The sequence below is a fragment of the bacterium genome, from assembly GCA_018814885.1.
Taxonomy (GTDB): Bacteria; Krumholzibacteriota; Krumholzibacteriia; order LZORAL124-64-63; family LZORAL124-64-63; genus JAHIYU01.
On sequence record JAHIYU010000143.1, the window covers coordinates 16,343 to 36,748 of the forward strand.

General features: G+C 66.1%; 21 protein-coding genes. 18 read left to right on the top strand and 3 right to left on the bottom strand.

From position 1 onward, the window contains the following. Window positions 1-66: 66 nt before the first annotated feature. The 18 genes from KJ554_10565 to metK all read left to right on the top strand — a co-directional run bounded on the left by KJ554_10565 (window position 67) and on the right by metK (window position 16,398). On the top strand, window positions 67-1,713 hold the full coding sequence (locus tag KJ554_10565; GenBank protein MBU0742777.1) for a CTP synthase: 1,647 nt from the start codon (window positions 67-69) through the stop codon (window positions 1,711-1,713). 8 nt (window positions 1,714-1,721) lie between these two features. Continuing rightward, entirely contained in the window at window positions 1,722-2,549 is an 828-nt protein-coding gene (gene kdsA / locus KJ554_10570; GenBank protein ID MBU0742778.1) for a 3-deoxy-8-phosphooctulonate synthase, read from the top strand. Beyond that, window positions 2,546-3,166, top strand: coding sequence for an HAD hydrolase family protein (locus KJ554_10575; protein ID MBU0742779.1), 621 nt, complete (start codon window positions 2,546-2,548; stop codon window positions 3,164-3,166). The genes kdsA and KJ554_10575 overlap by 4 nt, the downstream gene beginning before the upstream one ends. Next, window positions 3,166-4,197: a KpsF/GutQ family sugar-phosphate isomerase gene (locus KJ554_10580; protein MBU0742780.1), complete on the top strand. Its 1,032-nt coding sequence runs from the start codon at window positions 3,166-3,168 to the stop codon at window positions 4,195-4,197. The genes KJ554_10575 and KJ554_10580 overlap by 1 nt, the downstream gene beginning before the upstream one ends. Before the next feature lie 67 nt (window positions 4,198-4,264). Next, entirely contained in the window at window positions 4,265-5,206 is a 942-nt protein-coding gene (locus tag KJ554_10585) for a lysophospholipid acyltransferase family protein (protein ID MBU0742781.1), read from the top strand. Next, window positions 5,203-5,799, top strand: coding sequence for an LPS export ABC transporter periplasmic protein LptC (gene lptC / locus KJ554_10590; GenBank protein MBU0742782.1), 597 nt, complete (start codon window positions 5,203-5,205; stop codon window positions 5,797-5,799). Before KJ554_10585 ends, lptC begins: the two co-directional genes overlap by 4 nt. A gap of 22 nt (window positions 5,800-5,821) precedes the next feature. Beyond that, entirely contained in the window at window positions 5,822-6,541 is a 720-nt protein-coding gene (lptB, locus tag KJ554_10595; protein ID MBU0742783.1) for an LPS export ABC transporter ATP-binding protein, read from the top strand. A gap of 46 nt (window positions 6,542-6,587) precedes the next feature. Next, window positions 6,588-8,006 (top strand): RNA polymerase factor sigma-54, encoded by a 1,419-nt coding sequence (rpoN, locus tag KJ554_10600; protein MBU0742784.1) that lies wholly within the window; start codon window positions 6,588-6,590, stop codon window positions 8,004-8,006. Between the two features lie 36 nt (window positions 8,007-8,042). After that, window positions 8,043-8,579: a ribosome-associated translation inhibitor RaiA gene (gene raiA / locus KJ554_10605; GenBank protein ID MBU0742785.1), complete on the top strand. Its 537-nt coding sequence runs from the start codon at window positions 8,043-8,045 to the stop codon at window positions 8,577-8,579. 22 nt (window positions 8,580-8,601) lie between these two features. After that, window positions 8,602-9,570, top strand: a complete 969-nt coding sequence (hprK, locus tag KJ554_10610) for an HPr(Ser) kinase/phosphatase (GenBank protein MBU0742786.1) — start codon at window positions 8,602-8,604, stop codon at window positions 9,568-9,570. Window positions 9,571-9,578: 8 nt separating this feature from the next. After that, on the top strand, window positions 9,579-9,983 hold the full coding sequence (locus KJ554_10615; GenBank protein ID MBU0742787.1) for a hypothetical protein: 405 nt from the start codon (window positions 9,579-9,581) through the stop codon (window positions 9,981-9,983). A 6-nt stretch (window positions 9,984-9,989) separates the two neighbouring features. Continuing rightward, window positions 9,990-10,493, top strand: a complete 504-nt coding sequence (locus KJ554_10620) for a PTS sugar transporter subunit IIB (GenBank protein MBU0742788.1) — start codon at window positions 9,990-9,992, stop codon at window positions 10,491-10,493. After that, window positions 10,493-11,257, top strand: a complete 765-nt coding sequence (locus tag KJ554_10625) for a hypothetical protein (protein MBU0742789.1) — start codon at window positions 10,493-10,495, stop codon at window positions 11,255-11,257. Before KJ554_10620 ends, KJ554_10625 begins: the two co-directional genes overlap by 1 nt. Next, entirely contained in the window at window positions 11,254-12,036 is a 783-nt protein-coding gene (locus KJ554_10630; GenBank protein ID MBU0742790.1) for a PTS system mannose/fructose/sorbose family transporter subunit IID, read from the top strand. Before KJ554_10625 ends, KJ554_10630 begins: the two co-directional genes overlap by 4 nt. A 54-nt stretch (window positions 12,037-12,090) precedes the next feature. Then, a complete protein-coding gene (locus KJ554_10635) occupies window positions 12,091-12,372 on the top strand; it encodes an HPr family phosphocarrier protein (protein MBU0742791.1) in 282 nt (93 codons plus the stop codon). A gap of 4 nt (window positions 12,373-12,376) precedes the next feature. Next, window positions 12,377-14,146: a phosphoenolpyruvate--protein phosphotransferase gene (gene ptsP, locus KJ554_10640; protein MBU0742792.1), complete on the top strand. Its 1,770-nt coding sequence runs from the start codon at window positions 12,377-12,379 to the stop codon at window positions 14,144-14,146. Further along, a complete protein-coding gene (locus KJ554_10645; protein ID MBU0742793.1) occupies window positions 14,139-15,191 on the top strand; it encodes a bifunctional phosphoglucose/phosphomannose isomerase in 1,053 nt (350 codons plus the stop codon). The genes ptsP and KJ554_10645 overlap by 8 nt, the downstream gene beginning before the upstream one ends. A 67-nt stretch (window positions 15,192-15,258) precedes the next feature. Continuing rightward, the gene (gene metK / locus KJ554_10650; protein MBU0742794.1) at window positions 15,259-16,398 is read left to right on the top strand and encodes a methionine adenosyltransferase; all 1,140 of its coding nucleotides are present in this window, start codon (window positions 15,259-15,261) and stop codon (window positions 16,396-16,398) included. A gap of 85 nt (window positions 16,399-16,483) precedes the next feature. Here the strand turns inward: metK and KJ554_10655 are convergent, their stop codons facing one another. The 3 genes from KJ554_10655 to KJ554_10665 form a co-directional block, all read right to left on the bottom strand. After that, complete coding sequence (locus tag KJ554_10655; protein ID MBU0742795.1) at window positions 16,484-17,617, bottom strand: lamin tail domain-containing protein; 1,134 nt, start codon at window positions 17,615-17,617, stop codon at window positions 16,484-16,486. 145 nt (window positions 17,618-17,762) lie between these two features. Further along, window positions 17,763-18,836 (bottom strand): LptF/LptG family permease, encoded by a 1,074-nt coding sequence (locus KJ554_10660; protein ID MBU0742796.1) that lies wholly within the window; start codon window positions 18,834-18,836, stop codon window positions 17,763-17,765. Further along, complete coding sequence (locus KJ554_10665; GenBank protein ID MBU0742797.1) at window positions 18,836-20,236, bottom strand: LptF/LptG family permease; 1,401 nt, start codon at window positions 20,234-20,236, stop codon at window positions 18,836-18,838. The genes KJ554_10660 and KJ554_10665 overlap by 1 nt, the downstream gene beginning before the upstream one ends. Window positions 20,237-20,406 lie beyond the last annotated feature (170 nt).

Below are 20,406 nucleotides of genomic sequence, written 5' to 3' on the forward strand. Positions count from 1 at the left end.
TCCCGGTTCCCGTCCGTGCCTTAGGATCGGCGCCTGACCAATACTCAGCGGGAAGGAGCGGAATCCATGGCGAAGTACATCTTCGTGACCGGCGGGGTCGTGTCGGCGCTCGGCAAGGGGATCGCCGCGGCGTCCATGGGTCAGCTGCTGAAGGCGCGCGGACTCAACGTGGTGCTCCAGAAGTTCGATCCCTACCTCAACGTGGATCCCGGCACCATGAGCCCGTTCCAGCACGGCGAGGTCTTCGTGCTGGACGACGGCGCCGAATGCGACCTGGACCTCGGCCACTACGAGCGCTTCACCGACACCGAGCTGTCCCAGATCAACAACCTGACCAGCGGCGTGGTCTACGAGACCATCCTGCAGCGCGAGCGCAAGGGCGAGTACCTGGGCCGCACCGTGCAGGTCATCCCGCACGTCACCGACGAGATCAAGCGGCGCATCATGCTGCCGGCCGACAGGAACCCCGGGATCGACGTGGTCATCACGGAAATCGGCGGCACCGTGGGCGACATCGAATCACTGCCTTTTCTGGAGGCGATCCGCCAGTTCTGCCTCGAGCATCCGGCCGAGGACACCCTCTGCGTGCACCTGACCCTGGTGCCCTACATCGCCGCCGCTGGCGAGATCAAGACCAAGCCCACCCAGCATTCGGTGCGCGAACTGCGCAGCATCGGCATCCAGCCCGACGTGCTGATGTGCCGCGCCGAGGTGGAAGTCCCCGACGACGCCAGGCGCAAGATCGCTCTGTTCTGCAACGTGCCGCCAGAGAGCGTCATCAACGCGGTGGACGTCCCGTCCATCTACCAGGTCCCGCTGGAATTCCACAAACAGGGTCTCGACGACCAGATCTGCCGCAAGTTCGGCCTCGACATGCCGGAGGCGGACCTTGCATCCTGGGAGCGCATGGTCTCGATCATCCTGAACCCGCCGGGCCGGGTGCGCATCGCCGTGGTCGGAAAGTACGTGGAGCTCAAGGACGCCTACAAGAGCATCTGCGAATCGTTCGTGCACGCCGGCATCCCCAATCACGTGGCCGTGGATCTGACGTGGGTGGATTCGGAGAGCCTGGAGGGCAAGGAGATCGGCGAGCGGCGCCTGGACGAAGCCTTCGCGGGGTGCCACGGCATCCTGGTGCCCGGCGGGTTCGGCGACCGCGGCATCCAGGGCAAGATCAACGCGGTGCGCCATGCCCGCGAACGGGGCCTGCCGTTCTTCGGCATCTGTCTCGGGCTGCAGGTCGCCATGATCGAGATCGGGCGCGACGTGGTCGGCCTGGCCATGGCCAACAGCAGCGAGTTCGATCCGAGCACCGAGCATCCCGTCATCGACCTCATGCGCGACCAGCGCCACATCGAACTGATGGGCGGTACCATGCGCCTGGGCGCCTATCCTTGCGTGCTGAAGGAAGGCAGTCTGGCGGCCCGCTGTTACGGCGTGGCGCAGATCAGCGAACGACACCGGCACCGCTACGAGGTGAACAACGATTACCGCGACCGCTTCGCCGAACACGGCGTGGTCTTCTCGGGCACGTCGCCCGGCGGCGAACTGGTGGAGATCATCGAATTGCCTTCGCATCCGTTCTACCTGGCTGTGCAGTTCCACCCCGAACTGAAGTCGCGGCCCAATCGTCCGCATCCCATCTTCGAGGCCTTTGTCGCCGCGGCCATCGCGCACGAGCGCGGCGGGAAGGATGTCGCCGCGGCGTCATAGGAGTGTTCATGGGAAACGTCGAAGTCGCGGGTCACCAGATCGGTCCAGGACGCTCCCTCTTCGTGATCGCGGGGCCCTGCGTGCTCGAGGACGCGGACGAGATGCTGCGTCTCGCGGGCGACGTGTCCGCCGCGTGCCGCGACGCGGGCTTGGGCGTCTGTTTCAAGTCCAGCTACACCAAGGACAACCGCACCAGCGGCGGCTCGCCGCGCGGGCCCGGCCGCGAGGAGGGGCTGCGGCTCCTGCAGCGGATCAAGGACGCTCACGGCCTGCCGATCTTGACGGACATCCACCATCCAGAGGACGCCGCTGTCGTGGCCGAGGTGGCTGACATCCTGCAGATTCCGGCCTTCCTCTGCCGCCAGAGCTCCTTGCTGGAGGCCGCCGCGGCGGCCGGGCGGGTGGTGAACGTAAAGAAGGGCCAGTTCCTCGCTCCCGGTGACATGGAGCACGTGGCGGGCAAGCTGCGTGTCGCCGGCTGCGAGCGGATCCTGGCCACCGAGCGCGGCACCTTCTTCGGCTATCGCGATCTCGTCGTGGATTTCCGCGGGCACCAGATCATGCACGCGCTCGGCCTGCCCGTGGTCTTCGACGCCACACACTCGGTGCAGTCGCCCGGGAGTTCGGCTGGCGCCACCGGCGGCAAGCCCGAACTCATCCCGTTGTTGATGCGCTGCGGCCTGGCGGCGGGCGCCGACGCCGTCTTCGTGGAGACCCACCACGAACCGGCGCGCGCCCTGAGCGACGCCGGCAGCCAGTTGCCCTTCGCGCGTTTCGCGCCGCTGATCGACCAGGCGAAACGCTACCGCGAGCTGTACCTGGAGATGACCTCATGACGACGGGTGATTGGCCCCCCCGTCCCACCGGGGATTACAGGCGGGAAGCGTCGCGCCGCCTGGCGGACGGGTTGCTGGAAACGTTCGCGCGGGTGAAGGCCATCGTCCTGGACTGCGACGGTGTTATGACCAGCGGGGAGCTGATCTACGGCCCGCAGGGGGAGGCGTTGAAGGCCTTCCACGCCCGCGACGGGCTCGGGCTGGTCCTGGCGCGGACCGCCGGCATCAAGCTGGGGCTGCTCACGGGTCGCGCCAGCGCCATCGCCGCCCGGCGCGCCGCGGAACTGCGCTTCGACGCGGTGAAGCTCGGCCGTTTCGACAAGCGGTGCGCCCTGACCGAGATCATGCGGGAGTTCTCCCTGCCGGCGGCGCGGATCCTGTACATGGGCGACGATCTCATCGACATTCCCGTCCTCGACCTGGTTGGGCTGCCCGTCACCGTCCCGGAGGCTCCGGCCGATGTGCGCGATCGCTGCCGTTACGTGACAGACGCGGCGGGTGGCGCGGGCGCGGTGCGCGAGGTGACCGATCTGGTACTGATGAGCCAGGGCCTGCTGGGCGACACCCTGGCGCGACTGGCCGAAACGGCCTGGTCGCCCGGCGAGGAGAAGCCATGATGCACGACGCCGACGTACCGCGTCCGGACGCGGAGATACTCGACATCGGCCGCGAGGTGTTCGCGCAGCAAGCGCGCGAGCTGAGCGCTCTCGGCGACAGGCTGGGCCCGTCCTTTTTGGCGGCCGTGCGCACCATGCAGAACTGCGACGGCCGCGTGATCGTGACGGGACTGGGGAAGTCGGGAATCGTGGCGCGCAAGCTGGCCGCCACGCTGACCGCCACCGGCACGCCGGCACATTTCATACATCCGGTGGAGGCCATCCACGGCGATCTGGGCGTCGCGGGTTCGGGAGATGTCATGCTGGCCATCTCGCGCAGCGGCGAAAACCCGGAAGTGACGCAGCTCGCCGGGCTCGCCCGTCATTTCGGCATGGTGATGATCGCGTTGACGGGGCGCATGGATTCGCAGCTGGCCCGGCTCAGCGACATCGTGATCCCCTGCGGCGTCTCGCGCGAAGCCTGTCCCCTGAACCTGACCCCGACCACCAGCGCCACCGCCGCCATGGTCACCGGGGACGCCATCGCGCTCGCCCTGCTCACGCTGCGCGGTTTCGACGAGCGGGACTTCGCCGTCTATCACCCCGGCGGCGTCCTGGGGCGTTCGCTGCTCCTGCGCGTCGGCGAGTTGATGCATACCGGAGAAGAGATGCCGCTGGTGGGCCTGGAAGCGAGTCTGCGCGAATGTCTGCCGGAACTGGTGGGCAAACGGCTGGGCTGCGCGTGCGTGGTGCGCGGCGACGGCACCCTGGCCGGCATCTGCGCGGACGGCGACGTCAAGCGCATCCTGCTCGAATACGACGACCCGCTGGAGAAGCCGGTTTCCGAGTTGATGACGCCCGATCCCGAGACCATCGGCGCCGACGACTTGGCCGTCGTCGCCCTGCGGCGCATGGAGGAACGAAAGCAGGGGCCGATCACGGTGCTGGTCGTCGTCGACACCGACGGCAAGCCCGTGGGACTGCTGCATATCCATGACATCCTGCGCGCGGGCATCTATGGCCGGGGATCCGTGGACGAATCATCCCGGTAAAGCTTAACTGGCTGGAAAAGAAGACGATGCAGAGAGTATGGCATGTCTTGACGGGCCGCTCCGGCTGATGTTACCTGTACGTATGGTCCCGGACGAGGTGTCGCCCGTCAAACGCAGGTTCCGCCGCGCGTGCTACCATCGACTGGCCGTGTGCTTGTCGTGGGCCGTGCGTCGCTTGCCGACCGGCGCGGGCCGGCGGCTCTGCACGGCGCTCGTGCAGGCGGGATTGAGGCTGCGGAACCGGGAGCGAGAGAGGGCGCGCGCGAACCTGCGCCTGGTCTTTCCGGAACTGGCGGATACCGACCGTGAACGCCTGCTCGGTCGCTCGGCCGCAGCCCTGGGGGCCAACCTCTTCGACGCCTTGACGCTCGACCGGTGGCATGCACGGGATTACGAGGGCGTGAGCGAGGACGGGGCCATGGCCGCGCTGCGGGACCTGCGGGCGCGCGGCCGCGGCGTGCTGGTCCTGACGGGTCATTTCGGGTGCTGGGAACTGCTGGGCGGCTATCTGGCCCGGGGTCTGGCTGGGTTGACGGTCGTGACCGGCACCATCCACAACCCGCCGGTGGACCGCCTGGTGAACGACTGGCGCCGGGGCGTGGGCCTGACGCCCGTGCCGCGCGAGGGCGGTCTCAGGCCGTTGTTGCAATGTCTGCGCGGGGGCGGCGTCGCGGCGGTGCTCCTGGACCAGCACACGCGCGTGGAGAACGTGATGGTTCCTTTCTGTGGATTCCCGGCGCCCACGCCGGTGGGATTCGCCAGGTTGGCCCTGAAGCTGGGGACGCCCGTGCTGCCGGTGGTCATCGGCCGCAGGGGATCCGGGCACAGGGTGACGCATCTGCCGCCGCTGGAACCCGGCGATTACGTCGGCGCCGGGGCGGTGGAGGATTTCCTCGCGGACTGCAACGCCGCGCTCGAAACGTGCCTGCGGCGGAACCCGGCCGAGTGGGTCTGGTTCCATGCACGTTGGCACGTTGCCTCGAAACCAGGCGGGAGTGAACCGGATTGACGCACATCATCGACATGCTCTTCTCGACCCCGCTGCGCCCGGCGGCCCTGGCCGCGGCGCTCATCCTCTGCGTCGGCCTCGCCGGTTGCACCGACAACGAACGGGTGGCCGCGACCGGGGAGCTGTCGGCAGACCTGCCCGACCAGGAGCTGTTCAACACCACCATCTACGATTCGAAGGAGGGCATGCGGCGTTGGATCCTCCAGAGCGACCGCCTGGCCCGTTATAACGACCAGGACGAGGCCCAGCTCTTCGGCGTGCACATGGATTTCTACCGGGCCAACGGCCTGTTCTCCACGCTGACCTCCCTGCGGGGCCGCGCCAACCTGAAGACCAACGACCTCTTCGCCTGGGGTGAAGTGGTCGTGGTGACCCGGGACGGGCGCCGCCTGGAGACCGAGGAGCTGGACTACGACGATGCCACGGGCCTGATCAGCAACGAGGTGTTCAACCGTTTCACCCGCGGCGACAACGTCATGACGGGCATCGGCATGGAGGCGACCCCGGAACTGGATCGTTTCGAGCTGAAGCAGTCGGTCGAGGCCACGATCTTCGACGAGGAACCGGTCACCGGGGAGATCGACCGTGAATGACCCCGCGAGCCCCGGCGGCAAGCTGGTCCTGGCGGGACGGGGGTTGCGCAAGGTCTACCGCGGTCGTGCGGTGGTCGACGACGTCGAACTGGAGTTCCGCGAGGGCGAGGTCACGGGGCTGCTGGGACCGAACGGCGCCGGCAAGACCACGACCTTCTATATCATCGTCGGTTTCATCCGGCCGGAGCAGGGAACGGTCAGCCTCGGGGGCGAGGACATCTCGAGGCTGCCCATGTACAAGCGGGCCCGCAAGGGGATCGGCTACCTGCCCCAGGAATCGTCCATCTTCCGCCGCCTGACGGTGGAAGAGAACCTGATGGCGATCCTCCAGACGCTGCCCCTGAAGAAGGCCGAGCGCGTCGAGCGCATGGACGAGCTGCTCGAGGAGATGGGGATCACCCACATCCGGCGCAGCCGCGGCTATCAGCTCTCCGGCGGGGAGCGGCGGCGCGTCGAGATCGCGCGCGCCCTGGTGACGCGTCCCCGTTTCATGCTCCTGGACGAACCGTTCGCCGGCATCGATCCGATCGCGGTGGCGGATCTCCAGGAGAGCGTGTCCAAGCTGAGGGAGCGCGGCATAGGTATTCTGATAACGGATCACAACGTGCGTGAGACGTTGAGTATAACCGACCGTGCGTACATAATGTACGAGGGTCGCATCGAGTTCTCCGGATCGCCGGACGAGATCGTGGGCAATGCCAAGGCGCGGGAAATCTACCTGGGCGAGTCGTTTACGCTATAGTGTGTGGCAGGATGCGATCGAATGCCGAGAACGGAGAACGGCCCGGATGAACATGAAGCTGAGACTGCACCAGGGCCTCTATCAACGCCAGCAGCTGGTGATGACGCAACGTCTCCAGCAGGCCTTGAAGCTGCTGCAGATTCCCACGCTTGAACTCGAACAGATCCTGCGGCAGGAGCTCCAGATCAACCCTCTGCTGGAGGAGTTCGATCCGAGCGAAGAAGACGAGCTGCAGGAAACGGAGGCGGAGAAGGAGGAACCCGAAGCGGCCTCGGAAGCGTCTCCCGCCGAAGCGCCGGTCGACTGGGACGAGTACTTCAAGGACGGCTTCAAGGACGGGACCTGGGAGCGCGAGCACGACGACGAGGATCGCCTCGAACGGCCCGCCCCGTCGGTCCTCACCGGCCAGCAGGAGATGACGGCACAGCTCTCGCTGGCCGTCGAGGATGAACTCGACCGCAAGATCGGCGAGTACCTCATCGGCAGCCTCGACGAGGCCGGCTACCTGACCTCTCCGTTGTCCGAGGCGGCCGCCCACTTCGATGTCGACGAGGAGCGCGTGGAGCACGTCCTGAAGGCCATCCAGGATTTCGACCCGCCCGGCGTGGGTGCCCGCGACATCCAGGAATGCCTGTTGCTCCAGCTGGGCGCGCGGGGGCGGGGGGACAGCCTCGAGGCCGAGGTCATCCGGAACCACTTCGAGGCGCTGAAGAACCGCAAGTTCGCCGATATCGCCCGCGAGATGAAGATCACGCCCCGGGAAGTCCAGGAGATCGCCGAACGCATAGGCGAGCTGGACCCCAAGCCCGGCATGACCACTTCGCAGGAGGGCGCGGCCTACATCACGCCCGACCTGATCGTGGAGAAGGTGGATGACGACTACGTGGTCTACCTGAACGACGGCAACATCCCGCGACTGCGCGTGAGCAACGCCTACGACGCGGTGCAGGCGGGCAAGAAGGGCGGCGACACGGATACGGTCCAGTTCATCGACGAGAAACGGCGCTACGCGGAATGGATCATCAAGACCATCGAACAGCGGCGGCGGACCATGATCAAGGTCATGGAGGCCATCGTCCGGGAACAGAAGGCGTTCTTCGTCTCCGGCGCCATCGCGCTGCGGCCCTTGACCCTGCAGCAGGTCGCCACGGAGATCGGCATGCACGAGTCGACGGTCTCGCGGGTCACCAAGCAGAAGTATTGCCAGACTCCCCGCGGCGTCTTTCCCCTGAAGTACTTCTTCTCCGCCGGGCTCGACACCGACGCGGGCGACGAGGTCGCCGCCAAGGCGGTCAAGGAGATGATACAGGAGATCGTGGCCGGCGAGAATACGTCCCGGCCGCTGTCGGACAAGAAGATCGTGGAATTGCTGTCGGTCAGCGGACTGAAGATCGCCCGGCGCACCGTGGCCAAGTACCGCGATCATCTGGGCATCCTGAACGCCAGGATGCGCAAGAAGTTCTAGTACCACGTCCACAAACCTACGTACCTGGAGGACGCCATGCAGTTGGAGATCAATAGCCGGCATTTCGCTCTCGGCGACGACATGCGCGACAAGATCGTGGAGAAGCTCGAGAACCTGGAGCGCTACAGCCCCACGGAGCCGGTCGGCGCGAGGATGACGCTGACCTTTGCCGGCGGACGCTTCACGGGCGATCTCACCTACAACATCAAGCACCATTCCTGCCACACCAAGGTCGAGCACGTCGAGCCGGACACCGCTGCCTACCTCGCCATCGAGAGCATCGAGCGCCAGCTGCGCCGGCACAAGGACAAGATGAAGGATCACCGGGGACGGGCGGCCGAGGGCGGCCTCGGCGAAGCCATGACCCTGCTGAGCGACAATCTGCTCGACAACAACGGATCGGCCATGACCAACGACGGATTCGTACTCAAGGACCTCACGCTGGCGGAGGCCAAGGAGGCCTATGCCCGGAGCGAGACCCCGTTCTTCGTCTTCCGCAACCTGGACACTGCGGAGGTGGCGGTCCTGTATCGCAAGGAAGACGGCCAGACGGGCGTGATGAAGCCAGAGTAACGTCATCCAGAGGCGATAAGTGATGAACCAGGTGACAGTGCAGAAGGTCTACGCGGACCTCGAGAATCCCCTGAAGATGACGTTGCTCACGGAGCTTCCCGAAGGCGACATCGCACTCGACGCGCCCGACGTGCACCGTCCGGGCATGGCCATGATGGGCTTCATGGAGAACTTCCTGCCCCATCGCGTCCAGGTGCTCGGCGAGTCCGAAATGGCTTATCTCGACACCCTGGACCCGGCGGGACAGGACGCCGCCGTCTCGAACCTAGCTTTTCTCGAGGCGCCGGTCATCTTCATCACACGGGGTCTTCGCGTGCCCGATCCGGTGCTGACCGCGGCACGCGAGAACGGGATTCCCGTCGTCCGCAGCACCATGCCCACCGAGGAGTTCATCCGTGACCTGTCGGCTCATCTGTCCGACGTCTTCGCGCCGCGCCTGGACGTGCACGGCACGCTGGTAGACGTCTACGGCGTCGGCATGCTGATCACGGGCAAGAGCGGCATCGGCAAGAGCGAGTGCGCGCTCGACCTGGTGGAGCGGGGCCACCGGCTCGTGGCCGATGACGTGGTCGAGGTCTGCAAGGTGAGCGAGGACGTGATCATCGGCCGCTTCCGCGAGGTCCTCCAGCATAACATCGAGATCCGCGGCGTAGGGGTCGTCGACGTGCAGGCTGTCTTCGGCATCCGCGGGATCCGCATGCAGAAACGCATCGAGGTCGCCGTGGACCTGCAACGCTGGCGGGACGATACCGACTATGAACGCATGGGGCTCGAAAGGGACTACACGGAGTATCTCGGCGTTCAGATCCCGCGCATCATCGTCCCCATCTTTCCGGGCAAGAACATCACCGTCATCGCGGAAGTCATCGCGCTCGACTCGATGCTTCGCGTCTACGGCATAGACTCCGCCCATGACCTCAATCGCCGCATCATGGAGACGCTCCATTCCGGCGACCGGCTGAGCCGCTATCTGAGACACGACAGGGAGTAGCCTGCATAATGATCAACGGACTGGTGATCACCCACGGGGACGTCGGCCGTGAACTCGTACGGGTGGTCGAGATGATTCTGGGACCCATAGACGGCCTGTCCGCCCTCACCAACAGCGGCAAGTCCGTGCAGGAGCTCACCGACGCGATCGGCGCGCGCCTGTCGGGACCGGCCACCGGGGCGGAAGCCAGGACTTTGCTCTTCATCGACGATTTCGGCGGCAGTTGCGCCAACGCCGCCCAGCTGGCGGTGGCCGAGGGGGGGAGGGACCTGATTCTGACCGGCGTTAACCTCGCCATGTTGCTAGACTACGCCACCTGGCGGGAGACCATGTCCGCCGGTGAGCTTTCCCGTCGCCTGGTCGAGAAGGGACGGGAGGCCATTTTCTTGCTCGGTCCGGGCCGGGAGGATTGAGTAGCCATGCCTCTGGTCCTGGCGCGAATCGACGATCGCTTCATACACGGACAGGTGACCGTGGGCTGGAGCCGCAAGCTCCAGCCGGACCGTATCATCCTGTGCAACGACAAGATCGCCGCCGACCCCTGGCAGAGCCGTGTCTACGCCAGTTCCGTGCCGCCCCAGATGCGCGTGTCCGTGCTGGACCGCGAGAGTACGGCCCGCTTCCTGGCCGGAGACGGAATGCTCGACCGGGGCGAGGATATCATCCTCCTGGTGGGATCTCCGATCGACATGCAGGATCTGCATCGCCGCGGTCTGCCGATCGGCGAGGTCAACGTGGGCGGCATGCACTACATGAAAGGCAAGCGGGAGTTGCTCGAATTCGTCTACGTGGACAAGCGGGACCTCAAGGCCCTGCGGGCTCTGCAGGATGATGGTGTGCGACTGGTGGCCCAGACCGTGCCAGGCGTGAAGGCGATCGAGCTGGATGGCGACCAGTTGGCGGAGTTGGAGAACATGCTGTGATGTTCCTGGCGACAGCCGCCGCCGGCGATCCAGGTTTCCCCTGGCTCGCCCTCGGTCTCACGGTGCTGCTCGGTGCCCTGCTCGCCCTGGACGAGACGGCCGTGGCACAGACCTGGCTCAGCCAGCCCCTGCCCGCAGGCATCCTGGCCGGCTTGCTCTGGGGCGAGCCCGGATTGGGTCTGGCGGTGGGTCTGCCGATGCAACTGCTGGCCGTGGGAAACCTGCCCGTGGGACAGACGTTCGCCGGGGACAAGTTGACGCCGGTGCTTGGTCTCGTCGGGGCGGCCGCGGCCATGGGGTGGGATGTGGCCGCGCCGTTCGCCGGGACCGGAGCCGGCGCCGGCCGACTGGGGTGGCTGCTCGTGGCCGCAACCCTGGGCAGCATGATCGGGGACGGCGTGTTACGCTGGGAGCGGAGGTTGCACAACCGCCTCATGCTGGGTGGACTGCGCAGTCTGCGCGACGGCCGCTACGAACACATGGAACGCGCCCACGTGCGCTGCCTGTTGACCACGGCCTTGCGGGGCGGACTGTCGACGCTGTCGTGGTGTCTGCTGGCCATCGTGGTCTGGCTTCCCATGTTCGACCTGGTGCCCGCGCGGCTGTCTCTCGCTCTGTGCATGTTGCCCTGGCTGACGCCGGCGCTGGCCATCGGATCGCTGGGAGAGCTGTACGGCAGCCGGCATGGCCTGCGCTGGATCGCGGGAGGGTTCCTGTTGACGCTCGCCACGGCCTGGGCCCTGGCCGGAGGTGTGGGGACGTGATGGGCGTCGGGAAGAATCCGGCCCTGGTGGACAGACCGGATTGTCGCTGCATGTGGCAGGTTTTCCTGCGGACGCTGAGCCTCCAGGGATCATGGAACACGCAGCGCATGCAGAACCTGGGCCTGGTCTACGCCATGTTGCCGTGGTTGCGGCGGGCGGAGTTGCCGGTGCGGGAGGCGCGACAGTTCTGTCGCCGGCACTACGAGTACTTCAACACCAACCCCTACTATGCGAATCTGCTGGTCGGCGGATTGCTGAGGTTGGAGGAGGAGAACCGGCGGACGGACGGGGCGATGCTGCAGATCGTCCGCAATTTCAAGGATTCCCTGGGCCGGGCGCTGGCCTCGCTCGGTGACCAGTTCGTCTGGTTGGGCCTGCAGCCCACCCTGCTGGTGATGGCGTCATTGGCTGCGGCGTCCGGTTCACACTGGGTTCCCCTGGCGTTGCTGTCGGCGTTCACGCTGGTCCAACTCTCGGGTCGTTACCTGGTCCTGGTCTGGGGCTACGATCTGGGGCTGGAGATCGCCGATCGGCTGGCGTCACCGAAATGGCATCAGGCCATCTGGACGGCGAAGCGCGCCGGCGCCCTGTTCACGGGGGTCCTGGCGGGACTCTATGTCGCCAGGCTGGATCTCCTGCTGCGCGCCGATGGCGAGCGGTCGTTGCTGCTTGCCACGGCCCTGGCCCTGGGGCTGTCGATGACGGCGCGGCGGCGATGGCCAGGCGAGAGCCTGCTGCTGCTGATGCTGCCTCTTGCCGTGGCGATGACCTATCTGTAGATTCCGGGTTTCGTGTCCGATCGCGGGCCCCGGTGGCGTAAAAGGAGCGACTTCTTGAGAACTGCCAAGGCAACTGTAGCCGATCCTGTCGGATTCCACCTGCGCGCCGCAGGACGCATCGTCAAGCTCGCCAAGACGTTCGCTTCGGACGTGACCGTCCGCTTCAGCGGCCGCTCTGCCAATGCCAAGAGCATCATGGGGCTGGCGAGTCTGGCCGCGGACCACGGCAGCGTCGTGGAACTAGAGGTCGCAGGACCCGACGAGGTGGCTGCCACCGAGGCCCTCATCCACCTGATCGAGGTCGAGCTGGCCCACAACGAGAAGCAGGAGGGCTGATCGCTTGCGCATCGTGAGCGGAATCGCCGCGTCCCCGGGTTATGCCGTCGCCCCCGTGCATTTCATCTCGCGCGAGGCGCCAGAAATCGTGCGCCGCGTCATAGCTCCCGGCGAGATCGAGGCCGAGATCGCGCGTCTGGATGACGCCATCGGCAAGGCGCGAGACCAGATCCAGGTTCTGATCGGGAAGCTGGCGAAGGATCTGGGCCCCGAAGAGTCGGCCATCATGGAAAGCCACCTGCTGATCCTGGAGGACGAGCTCACCGTGGGTCGCGCGCGCGAGATCATCCGCGCCGAATCGCTCAACTGCGAGGCGGCCCTGAAGGAGGCCGTCGGCGAGATCATCCGCCAGTTCCACGCGCTTGAGGATTCCTATTTCCGTGAGCGCACCCAGGATCTGCACGACGTGGAAGAGCGCATCCTGCGCATTCTGACGGGTACCGACGACGCGACCGTCGTCGGCCCCACCGCGCCCAGCATCGTGGCGGCCGTGGATCTCACCCCGTCCGATACGGTCACCATCGGTTCGCGCAACGTGCTGGCCTTCGTGCTCGGCGAAGGCAGCCGCACCAGCCATGTGGCGATCCTGGCCCGTTCGCTCGGCGTGCCGGCGGTCCTGGGACTGGGCGACGAAGTCTCCCACCTGATCGACGGGGATCTGCTGGCGGTCGACGGCGAACTTGGCGAAGTGGTCCTGCAACCCGACGCGGAGACCCTGGCCCGCTTCCGTCAACTCGCCCAGCGCGATAGCAGGGTGGCCGCGAAGCTGAGCCACCTGAAGGATCTGCCCGCGGTGACGCCGGACGGCCGCACCGTCAAGATGATGGTCAACATCGAGTTGCCTGTGGAGGTCGACAAGGCGCTGGACTGCGGAGCCGAGGGTATCGGGCTGCTGCGCACCGAGTACATCTATTTCCAGCACCGGACCATTCCGGACGAACAGGAGCAGCTGGCCGTCTACGGCGACATCATGAGGCGCATGGAGGGGCGCCCGGTGCTCTTCCGTACCCTGGACGTCGGCGGCGACAAGGTGCAGCGCTACCTGGGCGTGCGCAAGGAATCGAACCCTTTTCTGGGCTGGCGCGGCATCCGCTTCCTGCTCGCCAACCCACCCCTGTTCAAGTCCCAGCTGCGGGCGATCTACCGGGCCGCCGCCCTGGGGCCGGCGCGCCTCATGTTCCCCATGATCACGGGCGTCGCGGAACTGCGGTCGGCGCGGGAGATCTGCCGTGAATGCTGCGACGAACTGGCCGGCGAGGGCCTGGCGCACGATCCGGAGCTCGAGATCGGCATCATGATCGAGACGCCCGCGTCCGCCATGGTGGCCGACCTGCTGGCCCGCGAATGCGACTTCTTCAGCGTGGGAACCAACGACCTGATCCAGTACACGCTGGCCATGGACCGGCTCAACAGCCGCGTGGCGTACCTCTACCAGCCTCTCCACCCCGGTGTGCTGAGGCTGATGCGAAACACGGTCCAGGCGGCGCATGCGGCCGGCATCTGGGCCGGCATCTGCGGGGAGATGTCCTCGGAGACGCGTTACGCCGAGGTATTGCTCGGACTGGGATTCGACGAGTTGAGCATGCATGCGGCCCAGCTGCCGAAGGTCAAGCAGGTGGTGCGCTGGACGCCGCAGACGGAAGCAGCGGCCCTCGTGGAGGAGCTCTGCGCCTGCGATACGGCCGAAGCTGCGGACCGTCTCTTGACGAGCTATCTGGAGGAGAAGAAGGCACGTCGCTTCGCGAGCAACCGGGAGGGTCGGGTGAATGACTGACTCCGGCTTGGTCAGGATGTTGGCTCTGGTCGGGGACATGGCCGACGACCTCCAGGCCAGTCGCGGATTGGCGGGCCTCGAGCGCGTGGCGCCCCTGCCGCCGCCTCCCGGCGGCTTGTTGATCTGCGGCATGGGCGGTTCCGCCATCGCCGGCGATCTGCTGGTAGCCTACGCCGCGACGCGCGGCTTGCGTCTCTCGGTATGGCGCGACTACGGCCTGCCTGGCTGGGTCGACGCCCGCACGCCGGTGATCCTCTGCAGCTATTCGGGCAACACGGAGGAATGTCTCTCATCTGCGCGCGAAGCGTCCGCGCGTCGTTGCCCCCGGGTCGCCATCTCGTCCGGAGGGGAGATGGCATGTCTCGCCCGGGACGGTATCGACGGTGGCGCGCCCTTTCCCCTGGTGGAGGTGCCGGGCGGCCTGCCGCCGCGCGCGGCGCTGGGATTCGGACTGGGCGCCCTGGCCCACGTCCTGTCCAGGCTGGGCCTGCTGCCCGGCGTCGATGAGGAGATCGCGGCCGCCGTTTCCACGCTTCGCGAAGGTGTGGAGCGTCTGGGACCCGCCTCCGGCCCCGACAGCCCGGCCAAGTCCGCGGCCAGGACGACGCTGGGACGCATGCTGGTGGTCTACACCACATCCCCCGCAGCCCACGCGGCCGGCATGCGCCTGAAGGCCCAGGTCAACGAGAACGGCAAATCGCCCGCCCTGGTCGTACCCTTCCCCGAGCTCGACCACAACGATATCGTGGGCTGGGAGGTGCTGAGGCCCCGTCGCGACGACTTCGTATTGCTGTTGCTCCGGTCCGCGGACGAGAACACGCGCACGTCACTCAGGGTCGATGTGACGCGCGAATTGCTGGCCGAGGAATTTCATACTATCCTGGAGTTCCGGGCCGCCGGCGAGACGATGCTGGCGCGCACGCTATCCCTGGTGCAGTATGGAGATTACTTGTCCTGCTATCTCGCGGAGGCGGCGGGCGTGGATCCCGTGCCCGTCGCCAGGATCGAGATCCTGAAGCAGCGTCTCCAGGCGCTGGGCGAATGAACGAGACGGACCGGCGATACGGCGGTCGGCGAACGCAGGTCCCGCACGACCCGATCAAGGAGCATCCATGGCCTCGCAACATCTCTTCACCAGCGAATCCGTGACCGAAGGCCATCCCGACAAGGTCGCGGACCAGATCTCCGACAGCGTCCTGGACGCCATCCTGGCTCAGGACCCGCATGGACGCGTGGCCTGCGAAACCCTGGTGACCACCGGCCTGGCCATGGTGGCGGGGGAGATCACCACCGAGACCTACGTCGACATCCCCAAGATCGTGCGCCACACCATCCGGGAAATCGGCTACACGTCCGCCGCATACGGATTCGACTCGGAGACCTGTGCGGTCCTGACCGCGATCGACGAGCAATCGCCCGACATCGCGCTCGGCGTCGACAGCGGCGGCGCCGGCGACCAGGGGCTGATGTTCGGCTACGCCTGCCGCGAGACCTCGGAGTTGATGCCCTTGCCCATCATGCTGGCGCATCGTCTGACCCGCAGGCTCGCCCAGGTGCGCAAGAACGGCGAACTGCCCTGGGTCCGTCCCGACGGCAAGGGTCAGGTCACGGTCGAATACGACGGAAGCAAACCCGTGCGCGTCACCACGGTCCTGATCTCCACGCAGCACGACCCCGACACGGCTCATCTGCGGGAACAGGTCATCGAGCACGTCATCGACCCGGTGCTGGCCGCGGCGGATATCGATCACCAGGGCCTCACCTATCACGTGAACCCGACCGGGAGCTTCGTCATCGGGGGCCCGCAGGGCGATTGCGGGCTGACGGGACGCAAGATCATCGTGGATACCTACGGCGGCAGCGCCCCACACGGGGGAGGGGCTTTTTCCGGCAAGGATCCCTCCAAGGTGGATCGCTCCGCCAGCTATGCGGCCCGCTGGGTCGCCAAGAACGTCGTGGCCGCGGGCCTTGCCGACCGCTGCCAGATCCAGCTGGCCTACGCCATCGGCGTCGCCGAACCGGTCTCGGTCGCCGTGCAGTCGTTCGGCACGGGCGCGATACCCGACGAACGCATCGTCGCCGCAGTGCGCGAGGTCTTCGACCTGACCCCGCGCGGGATCATCGCGGGGCTGGACCTCCTGCGCCCGATCTACCGGGCGACGGCCGCCTATGGCCACTTCGGACGCGAGGCCCGCGTGTTCCCGTGGGAGGGCACCGATCGCGCGGAGGCCTTGATAAGCAGCGCCGGCTGATCCGCGCGTCTCGACGACAACAGCAAAAGAAGAGGCGTCGCCGGATCCGGCGGCGCCTCTCGTTCGTCTCACGTCCCGGTCGCCGCTATCTGGTCGGCAGCTCCACATGGACCGTGACCGTGTCGAATCTGGTGACGTTCGTATGGGTGTCGAAGACGGTCACTCTCACCATGCGATCGCCGACGTCGTCCGTGTTGAAGACATGCCTCGGCTCGCGCACCGGATAGACGCTGCCCAGGATGTCGTCCATGTCCCAGGTGAAATTGAACCGTTCGTAGAAACCCCTCTCGGGGTCGAAGCCGCAGAGATCGGCGACCACGGACAGGGCGACCAGGCCGTCGTCGCTAGCGTCTGGCAGGTGTCCGAACGATACGTCGGCGTGCTGGTTCAGCAGCAGCACACGGTCCACGAGACGCCGGCTGGAGTCGTACAGATAGATGGCGCCTACGAAATTCTCCGGCTGTCCCGCCCAGTTCCCGGTCATATGGAAGTTGGTGTGGGTGGGGCCGGCAATGCTGCGGTTGTCCACCCAGATGATCAGAAATCCCCCGGGCGGCAGCACCGTGCTCGCCGCGAAACGCCACTTGTTGGGGATCGAGGTGTCGTTGGTAAGCGACCAGTTGGTGAGCGATACCGACTGGGTCGTTGATGGGTTGTGGAGCTCGAGCAGGGGTTCGAAGAGACCGTTCACCGGGTTCGGGATGATCGACACGTTGAAGGCCAGGATCTCGTTGAAGACGACCGTCTGGCGGATGTTGCTGCCGCCGCTGCCGTTGCTCGTGCCCATGGTGGGTGCGGTGAAATAGGCCATGCTGGCCGTGACGGTCGTGTCTTCGCTGGCCTGGATGAACATCGAGTCGGACTGCACCTCGACGAAGATGCTCATCGTGTCGCTGTCGCCGTCCTCGTCCGTCACGGTGGCGAGGACGCTGTAGTCCCCCGGCTCGTTGAAACGGTGGGAGGTGATCGAACCGTTCGCCGTTCCCCCGTCCTGGAAATCCCAGGAGACGTGGAGCGGGGCATTCGCGCCGGTCGGATCAGCGGTAGGGTTGCCGCCGGTGACGAAGGCCACGAATTGAACGTTCACCGGCGCGATGCCGCATTCCACGTTGGCCTCGAGCCTGGTGATCGAGGGTCTGAGATTCCCGTCGTCGCTGCAGCCGACGACCACAGCAATGACCAGGCAGGCCAGCCAGAGGATCAACATGAACTTGCGCATGAGTCGGGCTCCGTAGTCGCGGTGACGTATATAAAGGTCGCGTCGGCAAGGACGCACGGCCTTGACCTGTTCAAATTAAGAAGTTAGGGCAGCCGGGGCAAGGAGTCCAGCGAAAAGGGGTCGGTCACGGCCCGGACATGCCGGTCTAGCGCCTCACCCGCAGGAACAAGGTGAGCGCCAGCGCGCTGTAGGCGAGGTTGCCCGCCCAGGCCGCGATCACGGGGGGCAGCGCCCCGTTGTGACCCAGCGCACGGCCGAAGTTGACGGAGAGATAGTAGCCGAAGCTGATCAGGATGGTCCAGCCGAAGCCGCTGGCCACGGTCGTCTTGCGCGGGCCCGAGGCCAGCAGGATGCCCAAAAACACGACCACCAGATGCACCACCGGAAACGCCAGCTTGAAGTGGAGATCCACCTCGTAGGCGGTCGCGTCGCCGCCGCTGGAGCGGATCGTATGCACGTAGCGCCGGAGCTGTCTGACGTTCATGCTTTCGGGTTTGAGCCTGTCGTCCCGGAAAGCCTGCGGGGTGATGCCGCCGAGTCCGGAAGCCAGGTTCTCGAACCTGGAGATGCTGTCGCCGCCGGCGCTGAACCAGCGGTGTGTGCCGTTCTGGAGCATCCACTGCCCGCCTTCCCACACGGCCGTCTCGGCGTCGTAACGCTCGACGACCCGGGCGCCCGCCAGCAGGTGCGCCCGGAACTCCTTGATCCGGTCCTGTTCCGGCACGAAGGTCCGGGCGTAGTAGAGCCAGCCATCGGTGCCGGTCAACGCGATGTCGTTGGTGGGCCGGATCCGGTCCGGCCGGCCGTGGACCTCGACCTCCCAGATACGTTCCACTTCGGCGTTGGCGCCGGGCAGGACGAATTCGCTCCAGGCCAGGGAGAACAGCGTGGCGATCGCCGCCAGCAGCATCAGGGGACGCGTCACCTGCATGAGGGAGCGACCGGCGGCGAACAGCGCCGTCAGCTCGTTGTAGCGCGCCATCATGCCCACGGAGAAGAGCGTGGCCATGAGCATGCCGATGGGCAGGACCGTGTCGATGATCCAGGGGATCTTGTTCAGGTAGTAGCGCGCCATCATGCCGGGCGTCGCCTTGTTGTCCATGAAGCTGTCCATGTGGTCGAAGAGGTCGACGAGCGTGAACAGGATCAGGGCGCCCAGGATGGTGAACAGGAGGATGCGCAGGAAGCCGGAGACGGCGTTGCGGTGCACGAGTCGCATCAATCGGTCTCCCCGGTGCCGGAACCATCCGCGCGCGGGCGCAGGGTGAACGAGAACAGCGATGACTCCTTCACAGTGCGCAGCAGTACGGGGATGCCTATCAGTGTCAGCGAGGCGTTGGCCATCCACATCGCGAGCGCCGGGTCCAGGCGCCCGCGGTCGGCCAGCTTCTCGCCCCCGATCAGGAAGAGGTAGTAGACCAGATAGAGGCCCAGGGCAAGGCTCAGCGATACGCCCCGGCCGCTGCGGGCGGTGGACACGGCCATGGGCAGCCCCAGCAGGACGAAGACGAGGCAAGCCACGGGGATGGCGAACTTCTTGTGGAATTCCACCATGTAGCTGTTCTCCCGCGCGCGTTGCGACCGTACGACATTCTCCTGGAAACCGGCCGAGCGCGCGGCGCGCCTGGCTTCCTGCCGCGTTCCCTTGAGCAGGTTGCGCCGCTGGGCGAGGTCGGGTGCCTCGGTGCTCCGCTGCCGGCCCAGGAGTTCGCCGCGCGTCCGCGGATCCAGCAGACTCCACTGTCTCTGGGCCAGGCTGCCGGACAGCTCGCGGCTGCGGCTCTCCGTCTTGCGCCTCTCCTCCGCCTCCCGACCGGCGGCCTCCAGCAAGGCCGTCAGGTTCATCTCGCGGTCGCCCCGCGAGGTGCGGTTCGACGCCTGGAGGTTCCGTTCCATGTCCTTGATGTGGAGGTTGTGGCTGTTGAAGCGGGTGATCGTGTACCGGGCCAGGTCGTTGTCGTCGGGCAGGTCGTGGATCTCGCCGTCGTGGAGCTCGATGCGCATGGTGTTGCTGTCGTGCAGCGGGACGATGGTGCCCCAGGCGGCGGTGGTCATCGTCGGCGCGATGTCGCCCGGCCCGTCCTTCTCCAGGATGATCACCTGTTCTATGCGGTTCGTCTTCTCGTCCTTACGCTTGACGTAGATGGTGATGCGGTCGTTGAGTTCGGTGAACAGCTGTTCGCGGATCTCCATCATGGGCCGGACGTGCTTGATGTCGTAGAGCAGGTTGGCCAGCTTGTGGTTCCACTCCGGCAGGACGTAGTGATTATAGGCCGTCATGGCCAGCGTCAACACCAGCGCTCCCCCCAGAAGCGGCCTCAGCAGGGCGTAGAGTCCGATGCCGCTGGCCTTCATTGCCGTAATCTCGTGATCGGCCGCCAGTTGCCCCACGCCCATCAGCACGCCGATGAGCACCGCCATTGGTATGGATAATGCAAACATGTGTCCCAGGCTGAGGATCAGGACCTCCGTAGCCGTCCAGAAGGAAACACCCCGGGTCACGAAAAGCTCGACATACCGGTAGAGTATGTCGATCATCAGCACGAAAGTCACCACGCAGAAGCCGAATACGAATGGCCCGGAGGTCGTGCGGAGCAGATGTTTATTCAGCAGATTCATGGTTGTGGGCTTCGTGATCACTGTCGACGTCCGTGGGCAGCCTGACTCCTTTCGTGGACGTTGGGTGGGGACGTAACCGGCTACGACCGCAGTGTAGTAGGTCGGCAGCGCCAGGACAATAATTGAAAGGGGCCGGTCTCATCCGGCCGTACCGTACGCACGGGAGAGAC

Coding starts and splice junctions, on each gene's coding strand:
- metK (MBU0742794.1), top strand. CDS start 15,259: ATGGCCTCGCAACATCTCTTCACCAGCGAATCCGTGACCGAAGGCCAT.
- kdsA (MBU0742778.1), top strand. CDS start 1,722: ATGGGAAACGTCGAAGTCGCGGGTCACCAGATCGGTCCAGGACGCTCC.
- KJ554_10660 (MBU0742796.1), bottom strand. CDS start 18,836: ATGCGACTCGTGCACCGCAACGCCGTCTCCGGCTTCCTGCGCATCCTC.
- KJ554_10585 (MBU0742781.1), top strand. CDS start 4,265: ATGTTACCTGTACGTATGGTCCCGGACGAGGTGTCGCCCGTCAAACGC.
- KJ554_10665 (MBU0742797.1), bottom strand. CDS start 20,236: ATGAATCTGCTGAATAAACATCTGCTCCGCACGACCTCCGGGCCATTC.
- KJ554_10580 (MBU0742780.1), top strand. CDS start 3,166: ATGCACGACGCCGACGTACCGCGTCCGGACGCGGAGATACTCGACATC.
- KJ554_10645 (MBU0742793.1), top strand. CDS start 14,139: ATGACTGACTCCGGCTTGGTCAGGATGTTGGCTCTGGTCGGGGACATG.
- KJ554_10625 (MBU0742789.1), top strand. CDS start 10,493: ATGTTCCTGGCGACAGCCGCCGCCGGCGATCCAGGTTTCCCCTGGCTC.
- KJ554_10655 (MBU0742795.1), bottom strand. CDS start 17,617: ATGCGCAAGTTCATGTTGATCCTCTGGCTGGCCTGCCTGGTCATTGCT.
- KJ554_10575 (MBU0742779.1), top strand. CDS start 2,546: ATGACGACGGGTGATTGGCCCCCCCGTCCCACCGGGGATTACAGGCGG.
- KJ554_10615 (MBU0742787.1), top strand. CDS start 9,579: ATGATCAACGGACTGGTGATCACCCACGGGGACGTCGGCCGTGAACTC.
- rpoN (MBU0742784.1), top strand. CDS start 6,588: ATGAACATGAAGCTGAGACTGCACCAGGGCCTCTATCAACGCCAGCAG.
- raiA (MBU0742785.1), top strand. CDS start 8,043: ATGCAGTTGGAGATCAATAGCCGGCATTTCGCTCTCGGCGACGACATG.
- KJ554_10565 (MBU0742777.1), top strand. CDS start 67: ATGGCGAAGTACATCTTCGTGACCGGCGGGGTCGTGTCGGCGCTCGGC.
- KJ554_10620 (MBU0742788.1), top strand. CDS start 9,990: ATGCCTCTGGTCCTGGCGCGAATCGACGATCGCTTCATACACGGACAG.
- hprK (MBU0742786.1), top strand. CDS start 8,602: ATGAACCAGGTGACAGTGCAGAAGGTCTACGCGGACCTCGAGAATCCC.